Annotated in this window: 3 protein-coding genes and 3 pseudogenes; all 6 read left to right on the forward strand. The window is 49.9% G+C overall.

The window, feature by feature from the left end; translation table 11 throughout:
• Positions 1-33: 33 nt before the first annotated feature.
• The 6 genes and pseudogenes from QP794_RS06955 (at position 34) to QP794_RS06970 (ending at position 20,287) form a co-directional block, all read left to right on the forward strand.
• Positions 34-11,055 carry an SDR family NAD(P)-dependent oxidoreductase gene (locus tag QP794_RS06955; protein ID WP_285075551.1) on the forward strand — a complete coding sequence of 3,674 codons (11,022 nt, stop codon included), beginning with the start codon at positions 34-36 and terminating at the stop codon, positions 11,053-11,055.
• Between the two features lie 19 nt (positions 11,056-11,074).
• A pseudogene (locus QP794_RS06960) lies at positions 11,075-16,003 on the forward strand (SDR family NAD(P)-dependent oxidoreductase); the annotation flags it as partial.
• A 165-nt stretch (positions 16,004-16,168) separates the two neighbouring features.
• A pseudogene (locus QP794_RS33290) lies at positions 16,169-17,758 on the forward strand (type I polyketide synthase); the annotation flags it as partial.
• 429 nt (positions 17,759-18,187) lie between these two features.
• Positions 18,188-18,430 (forward strand): annotated as a pseudogene (locus QP794_RS33295) (acyl carrier protein); the annotation flags it as partial.
• Positions 18,431-18,520: 90 nt separating this feature from the next.
• Complete coding sequence (locus QP794_RS06965; RefSeq protein WP_285075553.1) at positions 18,521-19,036, forward strand: isoprenylcysteine carboxylmethyltransferase family protein; 516 nt, start codon at positions 18,521-18,523, stop codon at positions 19,034-19,036.
• Positions 19,037-19,087: 51 nt separating this feature from the next.
• Complete coding sequence (locus QP794_RS06970) at positions 19,088-20,287, forward strand: cytochrome P450 (RefSeq protein ID WP_285075554.1); 1,200 nt, start codon at positions 19,088-19,090, stop codon at positions 20,285-20,287.
• The last annotated feature ends 43 nt before the right edge of the window (positions 20,288-20,330 follow it).

The following is a 20,330-nucleotide window of genomic DNA, read 5'->3' on the forward strand; positions in this document are numbered from 1 at the left end:
TCCTGGACCTATTTTCTATTGGAGGTGAGCACTTTGGAAGACCAACTGTCCATATTGTATCGGCAAATTCAGGAAGGAATGCTTGATGACCAGCAGGCAGCCGAATTGCTTCGCGGTCTTTTGACCGAATCCAGAGAAAGCGAGCCGAACTTGAATCATACGCTGGAGCAGCAAAAAGAGGAGGACAAGGAAGAAGCCAGAGCGAGAGCCATCCGTTATTTTAAAAAGATATTGTCATCCGGACTTATGCTGCCAGAGCGGCAAATTGAAGAGGATGCTCCCCTGGAGAAATACGGCATTGATTCCGTAATGGTAATGAAGCTGACGGATGAACTGGAACGGCAATTCGGTCCGCTGTCCAAAACATTATTCTATGAATACCAAAATATTGCGGAGCTGACGGAATATTTTATGAGCAAGCATCAGGATCGGCTGCAGCAGCTTACAAAGGCATCCATTCAGAACAAGGACCTTCGATCTCATGCACCTGAGCTTAAACCGAACACCATTCCGAAGGCTTCATCCACGTCGAAAAGTTCGTTCATAACCGGTACTTCTGTTGCTAGATCTCGAAGACAACATCGGGGCGCTGGTAAAACCAACGGGGAAGCAGTACACGAAAAACCATACACCAAAAATGCGCTGGATATTGCCATCGTTGGCATGGCAGGGCGATATCCGCAATCCGACAACCTTCAGCAATTTTGGGAAAATCTGAAAGAGGGCAGGGACTGTATTACCGAAATACCTGAGGATCGATGGGATTACCGCATTCATGCGGAGATGCATGCAAACAGAGGCAAGCGTTCCGGGAAATGGGGAGGATTTATTCATGGAGTGGATCGATTTGATCCACTCTTTTTTCAGATTTCTCCCAAGGAAGCTGAACGAATTGATCCACAGGAGCGCCTGTTTCTGGAATGTGTATATGAAACACTTCAGGATGCTGGGTACACCCGTGAGCTGGCGGCAGGGCCTGACTCCACCTCCAATCAGAAAGGGAACGTCGGTGTATTTGTAGGAGTCATGTATCAGGAGTACCAGTTGTTCGGCGCAGAAGCACGCATTGCTGGAGAAGAGCCCTTCGCCTTAAACGGCAATCCGGCGTCCATCGCGAACCGGGTCTCGTATTTTTGCGATTTTCATGGACCCAGCATGGTGGTGGATACGATGTGTTCTTCATCGCTCACGGCGATTCATCTAGCCTGTCAAAGTCTGGCTAAAGGAGAATGCCGGACCGCGATTGCCGGAGGTGTAAACGTGTCTGTTCACCCCAATAAATATGTCATGCTTACGCAAGGACAGTTTCTCTCTTCCAAAGGGAGGTGCGAAAGCTTTGGCGAAGGGGGTGACGGATACGTTCCCGGTGAGGGTGTAGGGGCCGTGATGCTCAAGCCGTTAAGCCGCGCTATTGCTGACGGTGATCATATCTACGGTGTTATCAAAGGAACAGCCGTTAACCATGGGGGCAAAACAAACGGGTACACGGTTCCAAATCCTGCGAGGCAAGCCAAGGTTATTGAGTCAGCCGTTGCCGAGGCGGGAATCCAGATCAGTGACATCAGTTATATTGAAGCCCATGGTACGGGGACTTCTTTGGGTGACCCTATCGAAATATCAGGGTTAACCCAGGCGTTCCAAAAGGGAATTGCATCGGAACGAAAATGCGCAATCGGTTCAGCCAAATCCAATATTGGGCATTGTGAAAGTGCAGCAGGCATTGCTGGGCTGACCAAAGTCCTTTTGCAGATGCAGCATCGGCAGTTGGTTCCTTCCATTCATGCGGACCCGCCGAATCCCCATATCCAATTTGAGGAGACCCCGTTTGCCGTACAGAAGCAGTTGGAAGACTGGGACAGAATGACGGAATACTCAGGAGGATCCATCCGGGAAGTTCCACGGATTGCCGGAATATCCTCCTTTGGTGCTGGAGGCTCCAATGCTCATATCATCGTCGAGGAGTATGATTCCACTCGGGAAGAAGAGTTGCTGCCCATTCATGCGAATTCAAATTCGGCTGAACCAGAGGTATTGGTGGTTTTATCGGCACGGAATGAGCAGCAGCTTCGGGAGTCATGTGAACGCATGGTGTCGGCTCTTCGGTCAAATCGATACAAAGAGGGACAGTTGGGGGATATCGCTTATACACTGCAAACCGGACGAGAGATGATGGACATGCGTCTGGGTATTGTGGCGGGTTCTCTTCAGGAACTGATTCTGAAACTGGAAAACTACTGTTCGGGAGAGAAAGACTCGAACGACATCTATGTCGGGCATGTGGGAGATACGATGCAACCCCTATCTGTGCTATCGGCAGATGCAGACATGAAGCACACCCTGATGAATTGGATTGCCAAACGAAAGTTCGGGAAATTGCTGGAGTTCTGGGTGAGCGGCCTGAATGTGGACTGGAGCCTGCTGCATAGCGGGTGCCAGCGTAACAAAATCAGTCTGCCCACATATCCGTTTGCTAAAGAGCGGTATTGGGTTCCTGAACAGGTGACACATGCCTTATCGGAGCTGAATCGGGCTTCTTCTCAGAGTGGCATGTCCGGCCTTATTCCAATTATTCATCCGCTGCTGCATGAAAACAAGTCCAGCTTGTCTGAGCAAAAATATGCGACCACTCTGACAGGACAGGAATTTTACCTGAGAGATCACCGAATTGGACAGGATTCGGTTCTCCCCGGTGCGGTTTATCTTGAAATGGCGTGCGCGGCAATCCGAAATGCGCTGGGAGAAGAGCGGGGCATGAACGTTCCCCTTTCTCTGACAAATCATGTATGGGTACGTCCTCTTGGGGTCAAAGAGTCTCCCGTATCCCTGGAGATTCGATTGCATGTCCCGGACAAGGAGCAGCGCATTCATTATGAGATATTCAGTAAATTATCCGAGAGCGGACAGAGTGAGGACGTTGTACACAGCAGCGGATACGCCAGCATTCTCCCTCTCGGGCCTGCGTATGAAGAAGGACTGGCCCGAGATCTGAAGGAACTGGAGGCACGCTGCCGCAATAAACGGTTTACTGGAGAGCAATGTTATCAGATTTATGATCACGGAGGACTCCGATATGGGCCCGCTCACCAGGTATTGACGGAGCTTCATGTCGGAGAAGGTGAAGTGGTGGGAAAAATTCGCCTGCCAGCCGCTTTGAAGCAAGAGATGCAGAATTACGTGCTGCATCCCGCCATGCTGGACGGGGCATTACAATCCGCGATTGGACTATGGATTGCGGACAATGGCCCGGAACATGCAAACCCTATGCTGCCGATTCCATATGCAATCGATGAAATTCTAATTCTGGACTACTGTACCGAGGACATGTGGGCGCATGTCCGATTCAGTTCCGGAGCTTCTTCTCTCTCTCCCGGTTCCATACCCAAGCTGGATATTGATTTGTTCAACAGCGACGGGAGGCCAAGTTCTCTGATTCAAGGACTAAGCTGTCGGGCCATGGACAACCATGCCGTATTAGCATCCGGGCAGCAAGGTATAGAGACGGCCTTGTTAGTTCGGAGCTGGGAAGACACAGCTGTCGATCGGAACCAGGCGAGTCATCGTTATGATAAACACATCGTAATGCTGGCGGAGCCTTTTTCGGTACTAGCAGAGCAACTGCAGGAAACATTGAATCGGATGCAAGTGCAGGCTGAGGTGGTATCTCTAGCATCTGGAAAGGTGGGCAACCTTCATGCCGAAGGCGCTATGCCCAATCATTTTGCTGCCTCTTCAATCCGGGTGCTTGAACAGTTACAGCAGGTCATCGGCAGAAAATCCGATGAAGAGAAAACGTTGATTCAAGTGCTGTGGAGCAGGGATAGTCGGTTTCTGTTATACGGCGGATTAACGGGAATGCTGAGAACGGCGGCACTGGAAAATCCCCGTATTCACGTCCAGTTTATAGAGAAGAGCGAAGATAGTGATGATGATGGTGGATATGACGGGTGGCCACAGAAACGGATCGATGCCAACCGTGTAAGCGAAATTATTATGTCCAACCGAAGTTCCCAGGATATTCATATCGGTTACAAAGCTGAACGAAGGCAAGTTCTCCATTGGAAAAGCACACAACTGAACGCAGGAACCGATACTCTGCCGTGGAAAGATGACGGTGTTTACCTTATTACAGGAGGGGCAGGAGGTTTAGGGCATATTTTTGCACGTGAGATTGCTGCCCAGGCCGCTAACGCTACACTGATATTGACCGGCAGATCGGAAATGCCCGCGAACCGGAAGCAAGAATGGGAACAGTGGACAACAAACGGAGTGACGGTGGTCTATCATCAGGCAGATATATCGAGGCAGGAAGAAACGGCGGACCTCGTATTTTCTATTCAACAGACCTATGGGCATCTTAATGGAATTATTCATAGCGCCGGACTGATGAGAGACAACTATACGCTGCACAAAACACAAGCGGAGCTGGAGCATGTGCTGGCTCCCAAAGTTGCGGGTACCGTTCATTTGGATGAAGCAACCCGGGAGATGAATCTGGATTTTTTTATTCTATTCTCGTCCCTTTCCGGTGTATATGGCAATCCGGGGCAATGCGATTATGCCACTGCCAACGCGTTTATGAGCAGCTATGCACACTATCGCCACCGATTGATGCTTGCAGGAGAACGAGAGGGGAAAACCCTGGCAATCAACTGGCCGTTATGGAAAGAAGGCGGTATGCATATGTCTGCCTTGGAAGAGAAGGAATTATGGAAAAAAACAGGTATGCGTCCACTGTCGCCTGAGGAAGGTATCACGATGTTATACCGCGCTTTTCAGTCTGGAGAGTGTGAAATAACCGGGATACAAGGAGATATTCCCAAGCTTGTTGCAAGCCTGGAGACACGATGGACGATGAACCGCGGAACTCCGCGATTCGGGGAGAGAAATAGTCTGGACACTCAGAATGTACAGTCGGATTATAGCGCACGCGTTCCAGACCCAAGCGCCCTGACTGTTTTGCAAGAATTGGCTGCTGACCTGCTTTGGGTGGAGCCGAAAGAGATCAGCCGCGATGCGGAATGGCTCGAATATGGGTTGGACCAACCTCAATTGACCTTAATGGCTCAAAAGCTGAATGAACGTTATGGCATGAACCAGAGCTATGTTCTGTTTGTGGAGTACCCAACGCTGCAATCTGCATCCGTATTTTTGACCCAACATTATCCGGATGTTTTTCAGTCGCAATCGCTCCCGCTTATCCCAATAAGCAGCCATATGGCGTATCGGCCTGAGACAAGCAAGCTATCGGATCAGAATAATGAGCGTGTACAAACTACAGCAGCGGACAACACATGGGTAGAAGCGTTGGACATATTTTTGAAAAAAGCGCTCTCTTCGGTGCTCAAAGTTCCCGTAGAGCAAATGGAGAGTCATGCTCCGCTGGAAAACTATGGTATTGACTCTATCAGCATTTCGCAGTTGACAGATCAGCTCGAAGCCACTTTTGGGCCGTTATCCAAAACTTTGCTTTTTGAATATCAGACCGTGAAGGAATTAAGGGGATATTTCATTAAGTCTCATCGTGATACAGTGGTGAGTTTATTTACGGTTCCCTCACTAAATCGTGGAGAACCTTCAGGAAAGACGGTAGAAGCCCCTATGCACCGCCCTGAATCTCGAACATTCCAACGCATCGATCAGCGTTTTCTGAGTCCGACTCCTGTAGAACATTTCTCACGTCCAAAGGATATCGCCGTGATCGGTTTGTCCGGTCGTTATCCTGGTGCGGACAACCTGGATCAATTCTGGGAAAACCTGATCCAGGGTAAAGACAGTGTTACTGAAATTCCTTCGGATCGTTGGGACTATAGGCTCCATTCGCATCATGCGGACGAAAAATCGCTAAAAGCGCGGAGCAAATGGGGAGGATTCATTCAAGGTGTAGATCGTTTTGATCCCTTGTTCTTTCATATCTCACCCAGAGAAGCTCAAATGATGGATCCGCAGGAGAGATTATTTTTGGAGACCGCTTACGAGGCCATTGAAGATGCCGGTTATACGCCCCAAGGTTTGGGCTCCGCAACCGGAGATGCCTGGGGGAACAGGGTTGGTGTATATGTGGGTGTCATGTACGAGGAATATCAGTTATATGCCGCTCAGGCTCAGGCCAAAGGGGATTCGTCCTTTGCATTAAGTGGCAATCCGGCATCGATCGCCAACCGGGTATCCTATTATTGCAATTTTAATGGGCCAAGCATGGCTGTGGATACGATGTGCTCTTCTTCCCTGACAGCCATTCATCTGGCTTGTCAAAGCCTTGCGCTGAATGAATGTGAAGTTGCCGTTGCCGGCGGGGTCAATGTTTCGCTGCATCCGAACAAATATATTTTGCTAAACCAAGGCGGTTTCCTATCAAGTGAAGGAAGATGTAAAAGCTTCGGGGCACAAGGGGACGGTTATGTTCCCAGTGAAGGTGTAGGGGCGGTTATCCTTAAACCACTCAAGAAAGCAATGGAAGACGGTGACCACATCTATGGAGTCATTAAGGGCACGGCATTGAATCACGGAGGGAAAACGAACGGTTATACCGTGCCGAATCCGGCAGCACAGGCATGTGTAATTGGCAGAGCCATTGCTGAATCAGACATTCCCGCCGATACCATCACCTATGTGGAAGCTCATGGCACAGGGACATCCCTTGGCGACCCGATAGAAGTTGCCGGGTTGAGCAAGGCATTTGCAGAATATACGGATCAGCGCCAGTTTTGCGCATTGGGTTCGGTAAAATCCAACATCGGCCACGCCGAAAGTGCAGCAGGTATCGCCGGACTGACCAAGATTTTGCTTCAGATGAAACACGAACAACTGGTTCCCACGTTACATTCGGAACCTGGTAATCCTCATATCGATTTTGTACAGTCTCCGTTTCGGGTACAACGGGAAACAGCAGCATGGGAGCAGATCCAGCGGATGGAAAAAGGCAGTCTGAAAAAGGTACCGCGCAGAGCAGGGCTGTCCTCCTTTGGCGCAGGCGGCTCCAACGCCCACCTGATTATTGAAGCACCCGAAAGCTCACTTGGTCATGAGAAGACATCCAATCGGATCTTGGAAGGACCCGTCATGATTGTGCTTTCGGCGCGCACTGCGTCTGCACTCAAGGAACAAACCAGACGCATGCTCACTTTCTTGGATGCGCAATGGACTGCTGCTGAAGCGGGGAGCGATTCCCAAAGCCTGCTGGAGCAGATTGCGTTTACCCTTCAGACCGGAAGACAGGACATGGGAGAGCGTCTCGGATTTGTGGCGCACTCCCTAGAGGAGTTAAAAGAAAGGCTGGAACATTTTCTGGAAAGCGAGGATGGGAACAGAGAGGAAATATATCAAGGCAACATCAAGACCTATCAAGCCGTACAGTCAGCAATAGCGATGGATGAGGATTTTGGCGAAGTAGTGCAAGGATGGCTTAAAGCAGGGAAATATGGGAAAGTGCTGGAGCTGTGGGTTAAGGGTGTCACGATCGATTGGAAGGTACTCTACTCTAAAGGGCATCCGTGCAGAATCAGCCTGCCTGCGTATCCGTTTGAACGCGAGCGCTGCTGGTTCGTCATGAGTGATGAACCGAGCGTTGGAGCAGGAACTGTTCCGCTATACACTCAAATGTCTTATGCAGAACAGAATATCGCCATGCATAACCGTGTGCAGGAGAAGGATGTACATGCAGCCGGAACAGAGCTTGGGAAGGCAGCACCTGAGCGTCACATGACCGCATATCACAAAGACTGGCTGCCTGCGAACATTGAAGCAACCATTTCCGATGCCGAGGGTCCTGAAGGAACAATTCTCATCCTCTCCAATCATGCTTCCGCTAACCTTGCAGCGAGGTTATCAGAACAGTTTAAACATTCAGTAGTCTTGAATGAAGAGCAGCTTGACTCTGCGAACCATTGGCTTAAAGAGAATCAAAAGGAGAATGGCCGACTGACAGGCATGATCGATCTGACGGCATGCAGAACCCAGACGTCTGTAACGGACCTTTGCCAAGAACAGGTCTTGCCGTCATGGTTGAAGCTTATGCAGGAAATGATTGAGAACCATGGAAGTGACGGGATGCTTTTGCTAATGGTCACCTGTGGTCTGGAAGCGTTCCGGAATTCCAAAGTCAATCTGACCCATGCTTCGCGTGCCGGTCTGTATCGTATGCTGCAATCCGAGTACCGCAGTATCCGTTCCAGACATCTGGATGTTGATCCAACTGCATCAGATGAGATGATTACCTCATGTATAACAGAAGAGTTCCGGCAATCGGATCGTGAACCGGAGGTATGCTACCGGGATGGCAAGAGATGGCGTTCATATATGCGGGAGATTCGGCCTGAGTTTGGCATGGACAATAATTCTTACAAACACTCCATGAATTCTGGCAATCCCGGACAGCTGACGCTGGATGAGAATCAGGTGCTGTGGATTACCGGAGGAACTCGTGGACTCGGCATGGCGTGTGCGCGTCATTTCGTCGAGCATCATCATGTGAAAAAGCTGGTATTAAGTGGGCGGGAGGCAATTCCTCCAAGAGAAGAATGGGACCTGCACGCAGACCGGGAAACACCGTTAGGAAGCAAAATCAGATCTTTATTGGAACTCGAAAAAAGAGGGGCCAGAGTGCTTGTTGTTCATACCGCTCTTACAGATGAATCTGCCATTCAGGCAGAACTGGGCAGAGTACGGGAAACATGGGGCCCTATCGGCGGAGTCATTCACTGTGCGGGTAGTGTCGATGATGTAAATCCGGCCTTTATACGCAAGCAGGCTAAGTCCATGCAAAAAGTGCTTGATCCAAAAACACACGGCGTGCATGTGTTGTATCGCGCATTCAGGCATGAGCCTCTGCGCTTCTTTGTCATGTACTCCTCCGTTTCTTCTGCGCTGCCTTCACTGGCAGCAGGGCAGAGCGACTACGCGATGGCTAACGCGTATTTGGACTATTTTGCCGAAGCAGCACGCCTGGAGAACACCATCTCACCATACCCGGTCATCAGCATTCAGTGGCCAAGCTGGGAGGAATCGGGCTTTGGTGCCGTTGCAAGCGATGCCTATCGACAGAGCGGGCTGCTCAACATCACTGACGCTGAAGGACTCTTCTGGCTGGATCGTATCATTCGCGAGGACATAGGGCCGGTCATTCTGCCAGCCGTGGTTGAAGAGCATAGCCTGCTGAATCAGGAAAACAATGCGGCAGAATCACTCTTCAAACAGGCAGAGCGGCCTTCCATTCCGTTATCTGGGCAGCCTGCCGAGAAGCTCCATGCCAACGCTCTTGATGCGTTGGAGAACGAGACCCTGAAATGGCTCAAGGCTTTGATGGCTGCTGAACTGAGACTGGATGAATCCCGTCTCGATGAGGATACACCTTTTCAGCACTACGGAATGGATTCCATTTTGCTCGTACAGGTGCTGGCAGTTATGGACCACCAATTACAACATGCTGCGGTGGACCCTTCGCTGCTGCTGGAGTATCCAACGCTGCGCCAATTGGCACACCATCTGGCTCGAATCTATCCTGAACGACTTGGTGAGATGTTAGCCGTACCAGAGCCTACGTTGACTCCAATTATGTTAACTCCAACGGATGAAGAGCAGGAGCATTCCGCTGCACGAGCCGGGAAACGCGATAAAATCGCAATTATTGGCGTCGCCTGTCATTTTCCCCATGCCGTGAATCCGGCGGAGTTCTGGTCCAATCTGCAAAGTGGCAGGGACAGCATGACTGAAATCACGGATAAACGTCTTGAGTTAACGGGAAGCAGTCGCTCCAGCGGAAAGTCAGCGTCCAAGAAGCGAATCGGTGCATTTATTCAGGATATTGAGCAGTTTGATCCGGAATTTTTCCGAATCAGCGATACGCTGGCTGCACAGTTGGACCCGCTGCAGCGCCAACTGCTGGAAGTGAGCGTGGAGGCCGCAGAAGACGCGGGATACAGCCGGGAACGATTATGGGACTCTCAGACCGGAGTATTTGTCGGCTCCAGAACAAGCAACTTTTCTTCCAAGCTGCAAGACAGCACCAAAGATACGATAGTTGGAATCGGACAGAACTTTATCGCTGCGCATCTGTCTCATTTTTATAATCTGAAAGGGCCTAACATGGTAGTGGATACCGCTTGCTCCAGCTCACTTACTGCCGTTCACCTTGCGGTTCGAAGCTTGCTGGACGGGGAATGCGACCTTGCTTTTGCAGGTGGTGTGGACATTCTGCTTGATGATGCACCCTACGAAATGCTGGGAGCAGCAAGCGTATTATCCCCGGATTATCGCTGCAAAACGTTTAGTGCAGACGCGGACGGGATCGGATTGGGTGAGGGCTGCGGCGTAGTGATGCTCAAACCGCTCTCTCGTGCCATCGCCGATCAGGATAACATCTATGGCGTCATCGATGGCACAGCCATCAACAATGACGGCCAAACGATGGGCATTACAACACCAAACCCGGAAGCCCAACAGGCATTGCTGGAAAAAGCGATTTCCAACGCAGGCGTTCACCCTGCTTCCATCAGTTATATCGAGACCCATGGAACAGGGACACTTATCGGTGATCCCATTGAACTGAAAGCATTGACGGGTGTTTTTGCAAAGTATACGGATGAACGCCAATTTTGTGGAGTCGGGAGCGTGAAAAGTAATATCGGGCATCTGCTGAGCGCGTCGGGTATCGCCAGCCTGATCAAGGTGCTGCTATCGCTTGCTCACCGCGAGCTGCCGCCGACACTCCACTGCGAACAACCGAATCCGCGTTTTCAATTCGGGGAATCTCCCTTTTATATCGTGCAGCAGCATCAACCGTGGGGAAATGGAGCGAACGAAATTCTGCGTGCTGGCATCAGCGCGTTTGGACTTGGAGGCAACAACGCACATGTGCTTGTCAGCAATGAAGGCATTCCTGCGGAGAGAAGGGTGGAGCTGCCACTTCAATATCCTGATGCACCTTTTCAGCGTAAGCACTGCTGGCCGCAATCCGTTCAGAAAGCATCTTGTATGGAGGAAGCGTCCATCCTGTCTCCTTCGTCATCGTTGCAACAACGTTCCGAGCCATCGAACTTTTTTGACTTCATCAAGTTATGAGAGGGAGTGAGTGTGAATCATGACATTGCCTGGGACCGATTCTTTTTTGCAGCGTCTGCGCCATAGCGACTATTTCGTAAGAGATCATCGTGTTCATGGAGTTTGTACACTTCCGGGTGTGGTACTGCTGGATATGGTGTACCGCCTTAGCAGCAGCCATCTGCGTACATCGTCCATTGAATTGCGGGATGTCCTCTTTACACAGCCGATTGTGACTTCGTCCGATTTCGATGTAGACATCATTCTGACGTTGTCTATGAACAGGAATGAAGAGCAGGGGCGAATCATTATTCACAGCCGCAAAGTACGAAAGGATAACCAGCCGCCTTTGCCTGAAGTACTGAATATGGAATGCAAGCTGTACATTCTCCGTGGACAGACACCTGCACAATCTATCCGCACATTGCCCAATACAGAGTCTGAAACAGTCCAGCGTTGGGACATGGATCAGATTTATCAACTGGCGAGGCAGGCGGACATTCAGCATTTTTCATTTATGAAGAATCAGGGAGAGGTGTACAGACAAGATGACTCGGAGTGGATGGATATCCGACTGAGCGACCTCGCCGAACAATCTCTGGACCAATTCCATGCGCATGTTGCATTGCTGGACGGAGCGACCTTTGCCGGGTCGTCCTTCCGTTTGGGCGATGCAGAAGATCCGAATGTTGAGGTTCCGCCGTACATTCCGTTTATGATTGAACGTTTTGTCATTTACGATCGTTTTCCAGCCGAGATTCGAACCTTTACTGAACGAACGGACAGCGATGTGACGGGAGGGGATATCATTTCCCGTAATATTGCCGTTACGGATCGGAAAGGCAGATTGCTTGCTGAATTTGTCAGCTTGAAAGCCAAACGCGTTCGGCATGCGGCAGCTATTACGGGATTAACGGAGGCAAGTCCAGCAGGAGGCGACCATAACCTAACCACTGAAGCAACGTTTGCTGCAAGTTCCCAGGGGACAAAGGAAAAAGAATTTTCACCTGCTGCCCAAGAGAAAGAGCAAGTTCGTGCCCACATTTCATTTTATTTAAAAACGGAAATCGCCCGAATGCTGCAAATCTCGCCTGAGGCGGTAGATGATCGTTCCGGCTTTTATGAGCAAGGCCTTGATTCCATGCACCTGCTTGATCTGGTGAAGCGCCTGGAGACGCGGGTTCGTACGTCGCTGTATCCAACGCTCCTGTTTGAGCATTCCTCTGTGCAAGCGTTAACGGATTATCTGGAAAATCATTGTCCTGACGTCTGGCTTGAGGCTGCAGCAGTGTCGGCAGAGAATCACCTGAACTCTCATTCGCAATCAAGCAAAGGGAATCAGGAGAATTCCGCAATGCTCTCGGAAACATCAGCAATGGAGAAGGCCATTGAAATGAACGGGGAACCTGTGTGTTATGAACCCAAATGGATTGATTCTCAGCCTGTGTGGGAGATGGCATCAACAGAAGATACCCTCCAGCAGGTGCAGCCAATTTGGACTCATGAAAACTTGTATCGGGTTGTTGTTCTTTATGGGAATTACCCAAACCTGGCAGCCCGGCTAGTTGGGCAACCCGGCGTTGACGAGGTTTTTCACCTGCCGGGTGATTCCGCGATGAACGCAGAATTGTACCGCCAGAAGATAAACGCATTATACGGGTTCATTCAGAAGCTGGCGATCCATGGAAAACATGAAGACAGACCCGTTATACTCCAGGTGCTGTCCGATTCCAGTGACAAGGAAGGATACATTCACGGACTGGAAGGATTGCTGAGAACGGCTGCCATGGAGCTTCCTAAGTTGAGTGCCCAATTAATCAAAATGGATCTGGCTGAAGGCTCCATAGATGATACGGTACTCCGGCTTCTTCAATTCGAAGCGGAAAACATCCCGGCAGGATCAGTTGTTTCCTTATGGTACAAAGGCATTTCCAACAAGCGTTATGTTCGCAAGCTGGTAGAAATGAATGTCCCGCAGGCTGCATCTGAACAACCATATACCCATGGTGGAGTTTACCTAATTACCGGCGGAATGGGTGGACTTGGATATGCGCTGGCCGCTCACCTTTCTCGCCAGTCCATGTGCAAACTCGTTCTTATCGGACGCTCCCCGCTGGATGAACGGATACGGAACCGACTGATTCCGCTTTACAGGGACGGTACAGAGGTTGAGTACATTCAGGTTGACCTGACCAATCAAGATGAACTGGAGCAGGCTGTGCGCCAAATTCGTGAAACACATGGAGAGATCACAGGCATTTTTCACTGTGCAGGCACGACCAAAGACGAATTCATACTGCAAAAATCGCTAATCGAGCTGGATCAGGTCTTGAAGCCTAAAATGGACGGAATCTGGAATCTGGAACAGGCTTTTCGCGATCTGACACCTGAGTTTATAGTTGCGTTCTCCTCCTTGTCGGCTATTGTCGGCAACAAAGGACAAGCAGATTATGCGGCAGCCAACAGTTGCATGGATATGCTTTTGTTGAATCATAATGGGAAAGAGTTCAGGAACGGTAAAGTCACACGCACATATACCATTAACTGGCCGTTATGGGCGGATGGCGGTATGCAAGTGGATGAGCGTATTCGCAACAGGATGTACGCATCCTCCGGTTCTATACCGCTGCCACTGGATGAAGGAATGGCACTTCTGGATCGAATCATCGCTCAAAAAACAGCACAGGTCGTTCTTTTATATGGAGAGAAATCCCGAATTCAATCCGCATTGGGGAACGAAATGGCCATTCATTTGCCTCCGCCGTCCGATCCGGGAGATATTGCTGTCATTGGTATGGCGGGAAGATATCCATCAGCGAATCATGTGAATGAATTAGCCCGGATCTTGAAGGAGGGACGCGATTCCATTACGCGTATACCGGATGAACGCTGGAATGGTCAGCATATTCCGTATTCTGCTTCAGAATATTGCCCGGCGGGGGGATTTTTGGACCGAATCGACGATTTTGACCCTGGATTCTTTAATATTTCGCCGCTTCAGGCCGAGATGATGGACCCGCAGGCACGCCTGTTTTTGCAAACGGCCTGGGCAGCTTGTGAAGATGCAGGCTTTGCCATTGACAGGGACAGAGATCATTATGCTTCAGCAGGTAAGCGAAGCGTGGGTGTATTTGCAGGTGTGTTCTGGAATCATTACGAACTGCATGGCGCAGCCATGACGCAGCGCGGAACGCCTCTTGCCCTGGGAAGCAATGCTTCGGCCATTGCAAATCTGGTTTCTTACCACCTGAATTTTCATGGTCCATCCCTCGCTGTAGACAGCATGTGCTCTTCTTCGCTTACGGCCATACATTTGGCCTGCGAGAGCATCCGGTATGGACAAAGTCAATATGCCATAGCAGGCGGGGTGAATCTGGTTACTCATCCCCATAAGTATGTATTCCTGAAACAGGCCAAGTTTCTATCATCCGACGGAAAATGTCGCAGCTTTGGCAAGGATGGTGATGGTTATGTGCCAGGTGAAGGGGTGGGGGCCGTCCTGCTCACGACAGTAGCTGAAGCTCGCAAGCAAGGCTTTCCCGTCTATGGTGTTATTAAAGGTTCTGCCTTGAATCATGCGGGTAAAACGTCAGGAACGACGGTGCCTGATCCGGTTGCCCAAGCGGAAGTTATTACGGATGCACTCACAGCGGCAGGGGTCCAACCTGGAAGCATTGGATATATCGAAGCCCATGGTACCGGGACTTCGCTGGGAGACCCCATTGAGATTCAGGGTCTGGAACGCGCCTTTCGCAGCAACAGCAATACGGGCCGCAGCTGTGCGGTAGGTTCCCTGAAGTCCAATATCGGTCATCTGGAGGCAGCGGCGGGAGTGGCTGGTCTGACGAAACTCATGCTGCAACTGAAGCACAGCGAACTGTTTCCCTCCTTGCATGCCAGCGAGCTGAACCCCCTGATTCCGTTTGAGGATACGTGCTTCCACGTCCAGCAAACGGGACAATCTTGGGAACGTCGCCATGGAACTATTGGAGGACGAAACGTGGAGCTGCCTGTTCGGGCTGGCCTTAGCTCTTTTGGTGCAAGTGGGAGCAATGCACATCTGATTGTGGAAGAATATATTGCACCTGCTTCACCATGGAAGCGTTCCTTCACCTTCACGCGGGATTTCGGAGGGGTGGACATGGAAGCAGTATGGGATGCTGAGGTTGTTATTCCGATATCAGCCAAAACGCAGGAAAGACTGCTCGAATACGCCCGTCTGCTTCACCGTTATCTGGAGAACGAAAACATAGCAGAACGCTTGTCGGACATAGCCTATACGTTTCAGGTCGGGAGAATGGACATGAAGCACAGGGTCGCTTTTAGAGGAAAGAGCCGCAATGAACTAATGGAACAGATCCATCAGTTCTTGAATGGGCATTTTTCATTAAAACCGCCTTACAACAATGATCAATCGATAGAAATGACTGCTTTTGAGGATCGTTCATGGGAGCAGAGGCTTGGTGAAAAGGCTATATTGTGGGAGAAAGGAGAAACGGTGGATTGGGCTTCGTTGTATGTTGGTCTTCAGGCAAAGCCAGCCATTGTTCGGGTGCCCACGTATCCTTTTGCCCGAAATCGTTACTGGATTCAGGATGCAGGCATCATGCGAAATGAAACAGCGCGAGAAGAGGTTGTCCGTCCTGACGCTGCGGAAACATCCTCCTTGGATGAAACAACAAATAACAATGTTCAGGATACGCAAAACGTTTTTGTCCCTCTTATCAAATCTGATCCGACGGTATCGTACCAGGAAGATGATCGGGGTAATCAGATCAGAACGCTATTAACCCGAACCGTATCATCCCTGTTAAAAGTGAGTGTTGTCGATCTGGATGTGAATGCCGATTGGGTGGAGTTTGGTTTTGACTCCATTTTGTTCACTGAACTGGCGGATCGGCTGAATCAAACACATGGATTGGGTTTGACACCTGCAGTATTTTTCGAACATAACACCATTCACGAGTTGGCATCCCATTTGTTGCAAGAACATGCTGATATGTGGGGACAACCGCCTGCCGTGACTACGTATCAGTCCAATTCGCCGAATGATCCAGCAGATATCTTGTCAGTTTCCTCCGGGAGGGAGCGCAATATGCTATCCGAATCGTGTGCCGACCGTCAGGCTTCACCGGAAACGATAGCAATTGTGGGGATCAGCGCAAAGTTTCCGATGGCTGATGATGTCGAGCAATTTTGGGAGAATCTGCTTGAAGGCAAAGACTGCATATCCGAAGTTCCGGAAGAACGCTGGAGCTGGCAGGAGTATATGGGAGATCCGCTCCGGGAAAATGGAAAAACCAATGTGAAACACGCAGGATTCATGAACGGCATCAGTGAATTTGATCCGTTGTTCTTTGGCATTTCTCCCAAGGAGGCCGCTCACATGGACCCTCAGCAGCGTTTGCTGATGATGCACGTTTGGAAAGTGATTGAAGATGCGGGTTACGCTCCGTCAGACTTGTCAGGCTCGGCCATGGGGCTCTTCATCGGCACAGGCAGCAGCGGATACAATGTCATGATGGCTCAGTCGGACGAAACGATTGAGGCTTATTCCGTAACGGCAACAGTGCCTTCGGTCGGGCCGAATCGGATGAGCTACGTCCTGAACATTCATGGACCCAGCCAGCCTGTTGAGACATCCTGTTCCAGCTCTCTGGTCGCTATCCATCGGGCGGTTCAGGCAATTCAAAACGGGGAATGTGACACGGCTGTTGCCGGCGGGGTGAATACAATCCTGTCGGTGGATGCCCATATCAGCCTGAGTAAAGCCGGTATGCTTAGCGCTGACGGACGCTGCAAAACGTTCTCAAGCGAAGCAAACGGCTACGGCCGGGGGGAAGGAGTCGGCATGATTTTTCTGAAAAGATTAAGTGATGCCGAGCGCGACCATGATCACATCTACGGTTTGATTCGAGGCAGCGGAGAAAACCACGGCGGGAGGGCAGGGTCACTAACCTCTCCAAATCCTAAAGCGCAAACTGCATTGCTGAATTCCGTGTATACCCGTGCAGGAATCGATCCATCCACCATCAGCTACATTGAAGCGCATGGTACAGGTACTCCGTTGGGTGATCCCATTGAAATCAATGCACTCAAGGCGGCATTCAAGGAGAGGAGGACGGGTTCCTCCCCGGCAGAACCTTTTTCCGTAAAAGAACATTCGAATGCTTCCTGCGGCATCGGCTCTGTCAAAACCAATATCGGCCATCTGGAACTAGCCTCCGGTATTGCGGGGGTAATTAAAGTCCTGTTGCAGATGAAACACCGTAAACTTGTTCCCAGTCTGCATGCAGAAGTTCTCAATCCGTATCTCCAGCTTGAACACAGTCCGTTCTATGTGGTCAGGCAGACACAGGATTGGAAGAACCCCATCGGTGCCGATGGCCGCGAACTGCCCCGCAGGGCCGGAGTAAGTGCTTTTGGCTTTGGTGGCTCCAATGCCCACATCATTCTGGAGGAGTACATCTCCCCTCACAATGAAGAAATATCCGCTGAATCAGAGTGTGCTCCTGTTGCTATCGTGCTTTCTGCCAAGAGCAAAGACAGGCTTCGGGAACAGATGAGCCAGCTTTCGGCTGCACTTCATCGTTATGAGGATACTCCTGATCAGCTGCAGCGCATTGCCTGCACTCTTCAGACTGGCAGGCAAGCCATGGAATACCGTGCCGGCTTTATAGCCTCATCTCTTGCAGAACTACAATCCGTGCTGGACGGTTATGTCCAAGATTCGGAGCTGTGGACAGATACTCCTGATGTCGTGTGTGCTCAGCAAGTACTTGAGGCGCAGGACAACCGCAGGCTATATCTCAGCTGTATAACGGCTAACCGACGCACAGCAGCACTATTCAGTGATGATGAAGAACTTAAAGAAGCCATACGCAAATGGCTGACACGCCGGAAGTATAATCAATTACTTGAATTGTGGGTACAGGGTGTGGAGGTAAGGTGGGAGCTATTATACGGAAAGCATCGGCCTGAGCGGATTGCTCTCCCCACGTATCCATTTGTATCGGAAAAATACTGGGTCGGAAAAAGCCATACGTTGAAAAAGGACTCGCTCGCAGCAAATGCCGCAGTGACCGAATCCGCTGATAACGTTGACATGAAGGAGAAGAACGGGCTTACTCCTTCGGTGGAGGATAAGGTTAGAAGCATCATGAGCAGTCTGCTGGGAGTCGAACCCAAGGCCACGGACGAACATCGCTCGCTGGAAGATTACGGAATGGATTCTGTATTGGCTCTTCAGCTTCTTCACCATCTGCAGACCGGAATTTCCACGGAAATTCGTATGGAGGAGCTGAATGAATGCCTTACGCTACAGGACGTTATCAGATTGTCCCTGAACAAAACGTCCCTACAAGAACAGAAGATCATGGTCACTCGACATCCCTGATTCAGAAGCTATTCATGTGAAGAATTTTTGCTTACAAACGTGCTGCACACCAATACCTATACCCAATGTAATTAGAAGGAGCGGATAACGATGTGGATTGGATTTTTGTTGATATTGATTTCACTCATTCGTATACCATCGGTCATTATTGCTATGCGCAATGAGAAAAAAATTGTTGAAGGTGGGGGTACCGAGTACGGAAACACGAATAGCAAAGTGCTTTTCGTGCTGCAAAATCTGATTTATTTGAGCTGTATTGTATACGCCTTTGTCTATGATGTGCAATTCAACGTATTGACGGTTATAGGCCTGGTCGTGTATATATTCGCACTGTCCTGTCTCATTTATGTTATCCGTACACTCAGTCCTTTCTGGACCTACAAATTATACATTGCCAAGGACCACAAGCTGGTGCAAAGCACCCTGTTTCGACTCGTACGCCATCCCAATTATTACTTGAACATTATTCCTGAACTCATTGGTTTTGCGTTTATTTCCCAGGCATGGCCTGTGTTTATACCGTTGTTTATTCTTCATCTTATTACGCTGTTCAACCGGATTAATCTGGAGGAAAAGGTGATGAAACAAACATTCAGCCAGTACTGAGCTTGACGCGTGTAGGTTGAAACTTTATCCGATAAAAGGAGTGAGAATTGCATGAGTATCAAGCAAAGAAGCAGTTTTCCCGATTTGAATCAGGTCACTGGTTTCAAGACCAACGCTGAGAAATATGAGCCGTTTGCATGGTATAAAACAATGCGTGAGGAAGACCCGGTTCATTATAACGAGGCCGAAGATGTATGGAGTGTGTTTAAATACGAGGATGTGAAGCGGGTGGCCGAGGACAAGGAGTATTTCTCCAATGAAGTTCTTGCGCCTCCTATTATTCAGGATACGATCATATTTCAGGATCAGCCGAAACATACCATTAGCCGTGCGCTTCTGGCAAAGGCTTTTACACCAAAAGCGATGCACTCCTGGGCGTCCAGAATTGAGATGATTGTAGAGGAATTGATGCACTCCATTCAGGGCCACAGTGAAATCGATTTGGTGCAAGACTTTGCGTCCCCCTTGCCAATGATTGTCATCTCAGAGTTGCTGGGCGTACCATCAAGCGATCGCGAGCAATTTCGGGATTGGGCCAATACATTGACTCTGGCACCGCAGGAAAATACACCTGAGGAATACATGCGTATTTATCAACTGCAAACTCAAGCAAGCTCAGAACTAGCGGGCTATTTTCTGGAGATCATGGAGCTAAAACGCCGGAATCCGGCAGATGATATCATATCCGACTTGACGCAGGCCGAAGAAGAGGGAGAAAAGCTATCTCCCGAGTCACTGATTGCCAACTGTGTTATGCTGCTCATCGCAGGGAACGAAACGACGGCCAGCCTCATTACCAATTCCATCTATACGTTCAATGATTACGGGCTGGTTCAGAAACTGGCGGATCAACCGCAAACCATCCCCTCGGCCATTGAGGAGATGCTGCGATATCGTTCTCCCTTGCAGCGGGCAGTTCGTAAAGTATTGAAACCTGTATACCTTGGTGGCAGACTGCTGGAGCCCGGCGACTATGTAATCAACTGGATTGGGTCGGCCAATCGGGATGAGCAAATGTTTGAACAAGGGGATGAGTTCCTGCCCGGCAGAAAACATAATGCACATTTGGGGCTGGGAAAAGGAATTCATTTTTGTATGGGCTCCCAATTAGCCAGAATGGAAGCCAAAGCTGCGCTGACCGCGATGATTACCACCTATCCTAAGCTTCGTGTACACCCCGGCTATGAGATCGATGTCGCTCCGAGCAATGTATATGGACTGAGAAATTTATCCGTCTTGCTCCATGGCTAATTGTTCATGTTGGTGAAACTATGAAAAGTGCCTAAGGTGAACC

The organism is Paenibacillus sp. UMB7766-LJ446, assembly GCF_030226665.1.
Taxonomy (GTDB): domain Bacteria; phylum Bacillota; class Bacilli; order Paenibacillales; family Paenibacillaceae; genus Paenibacillus; species Paenibacillus vandeheii.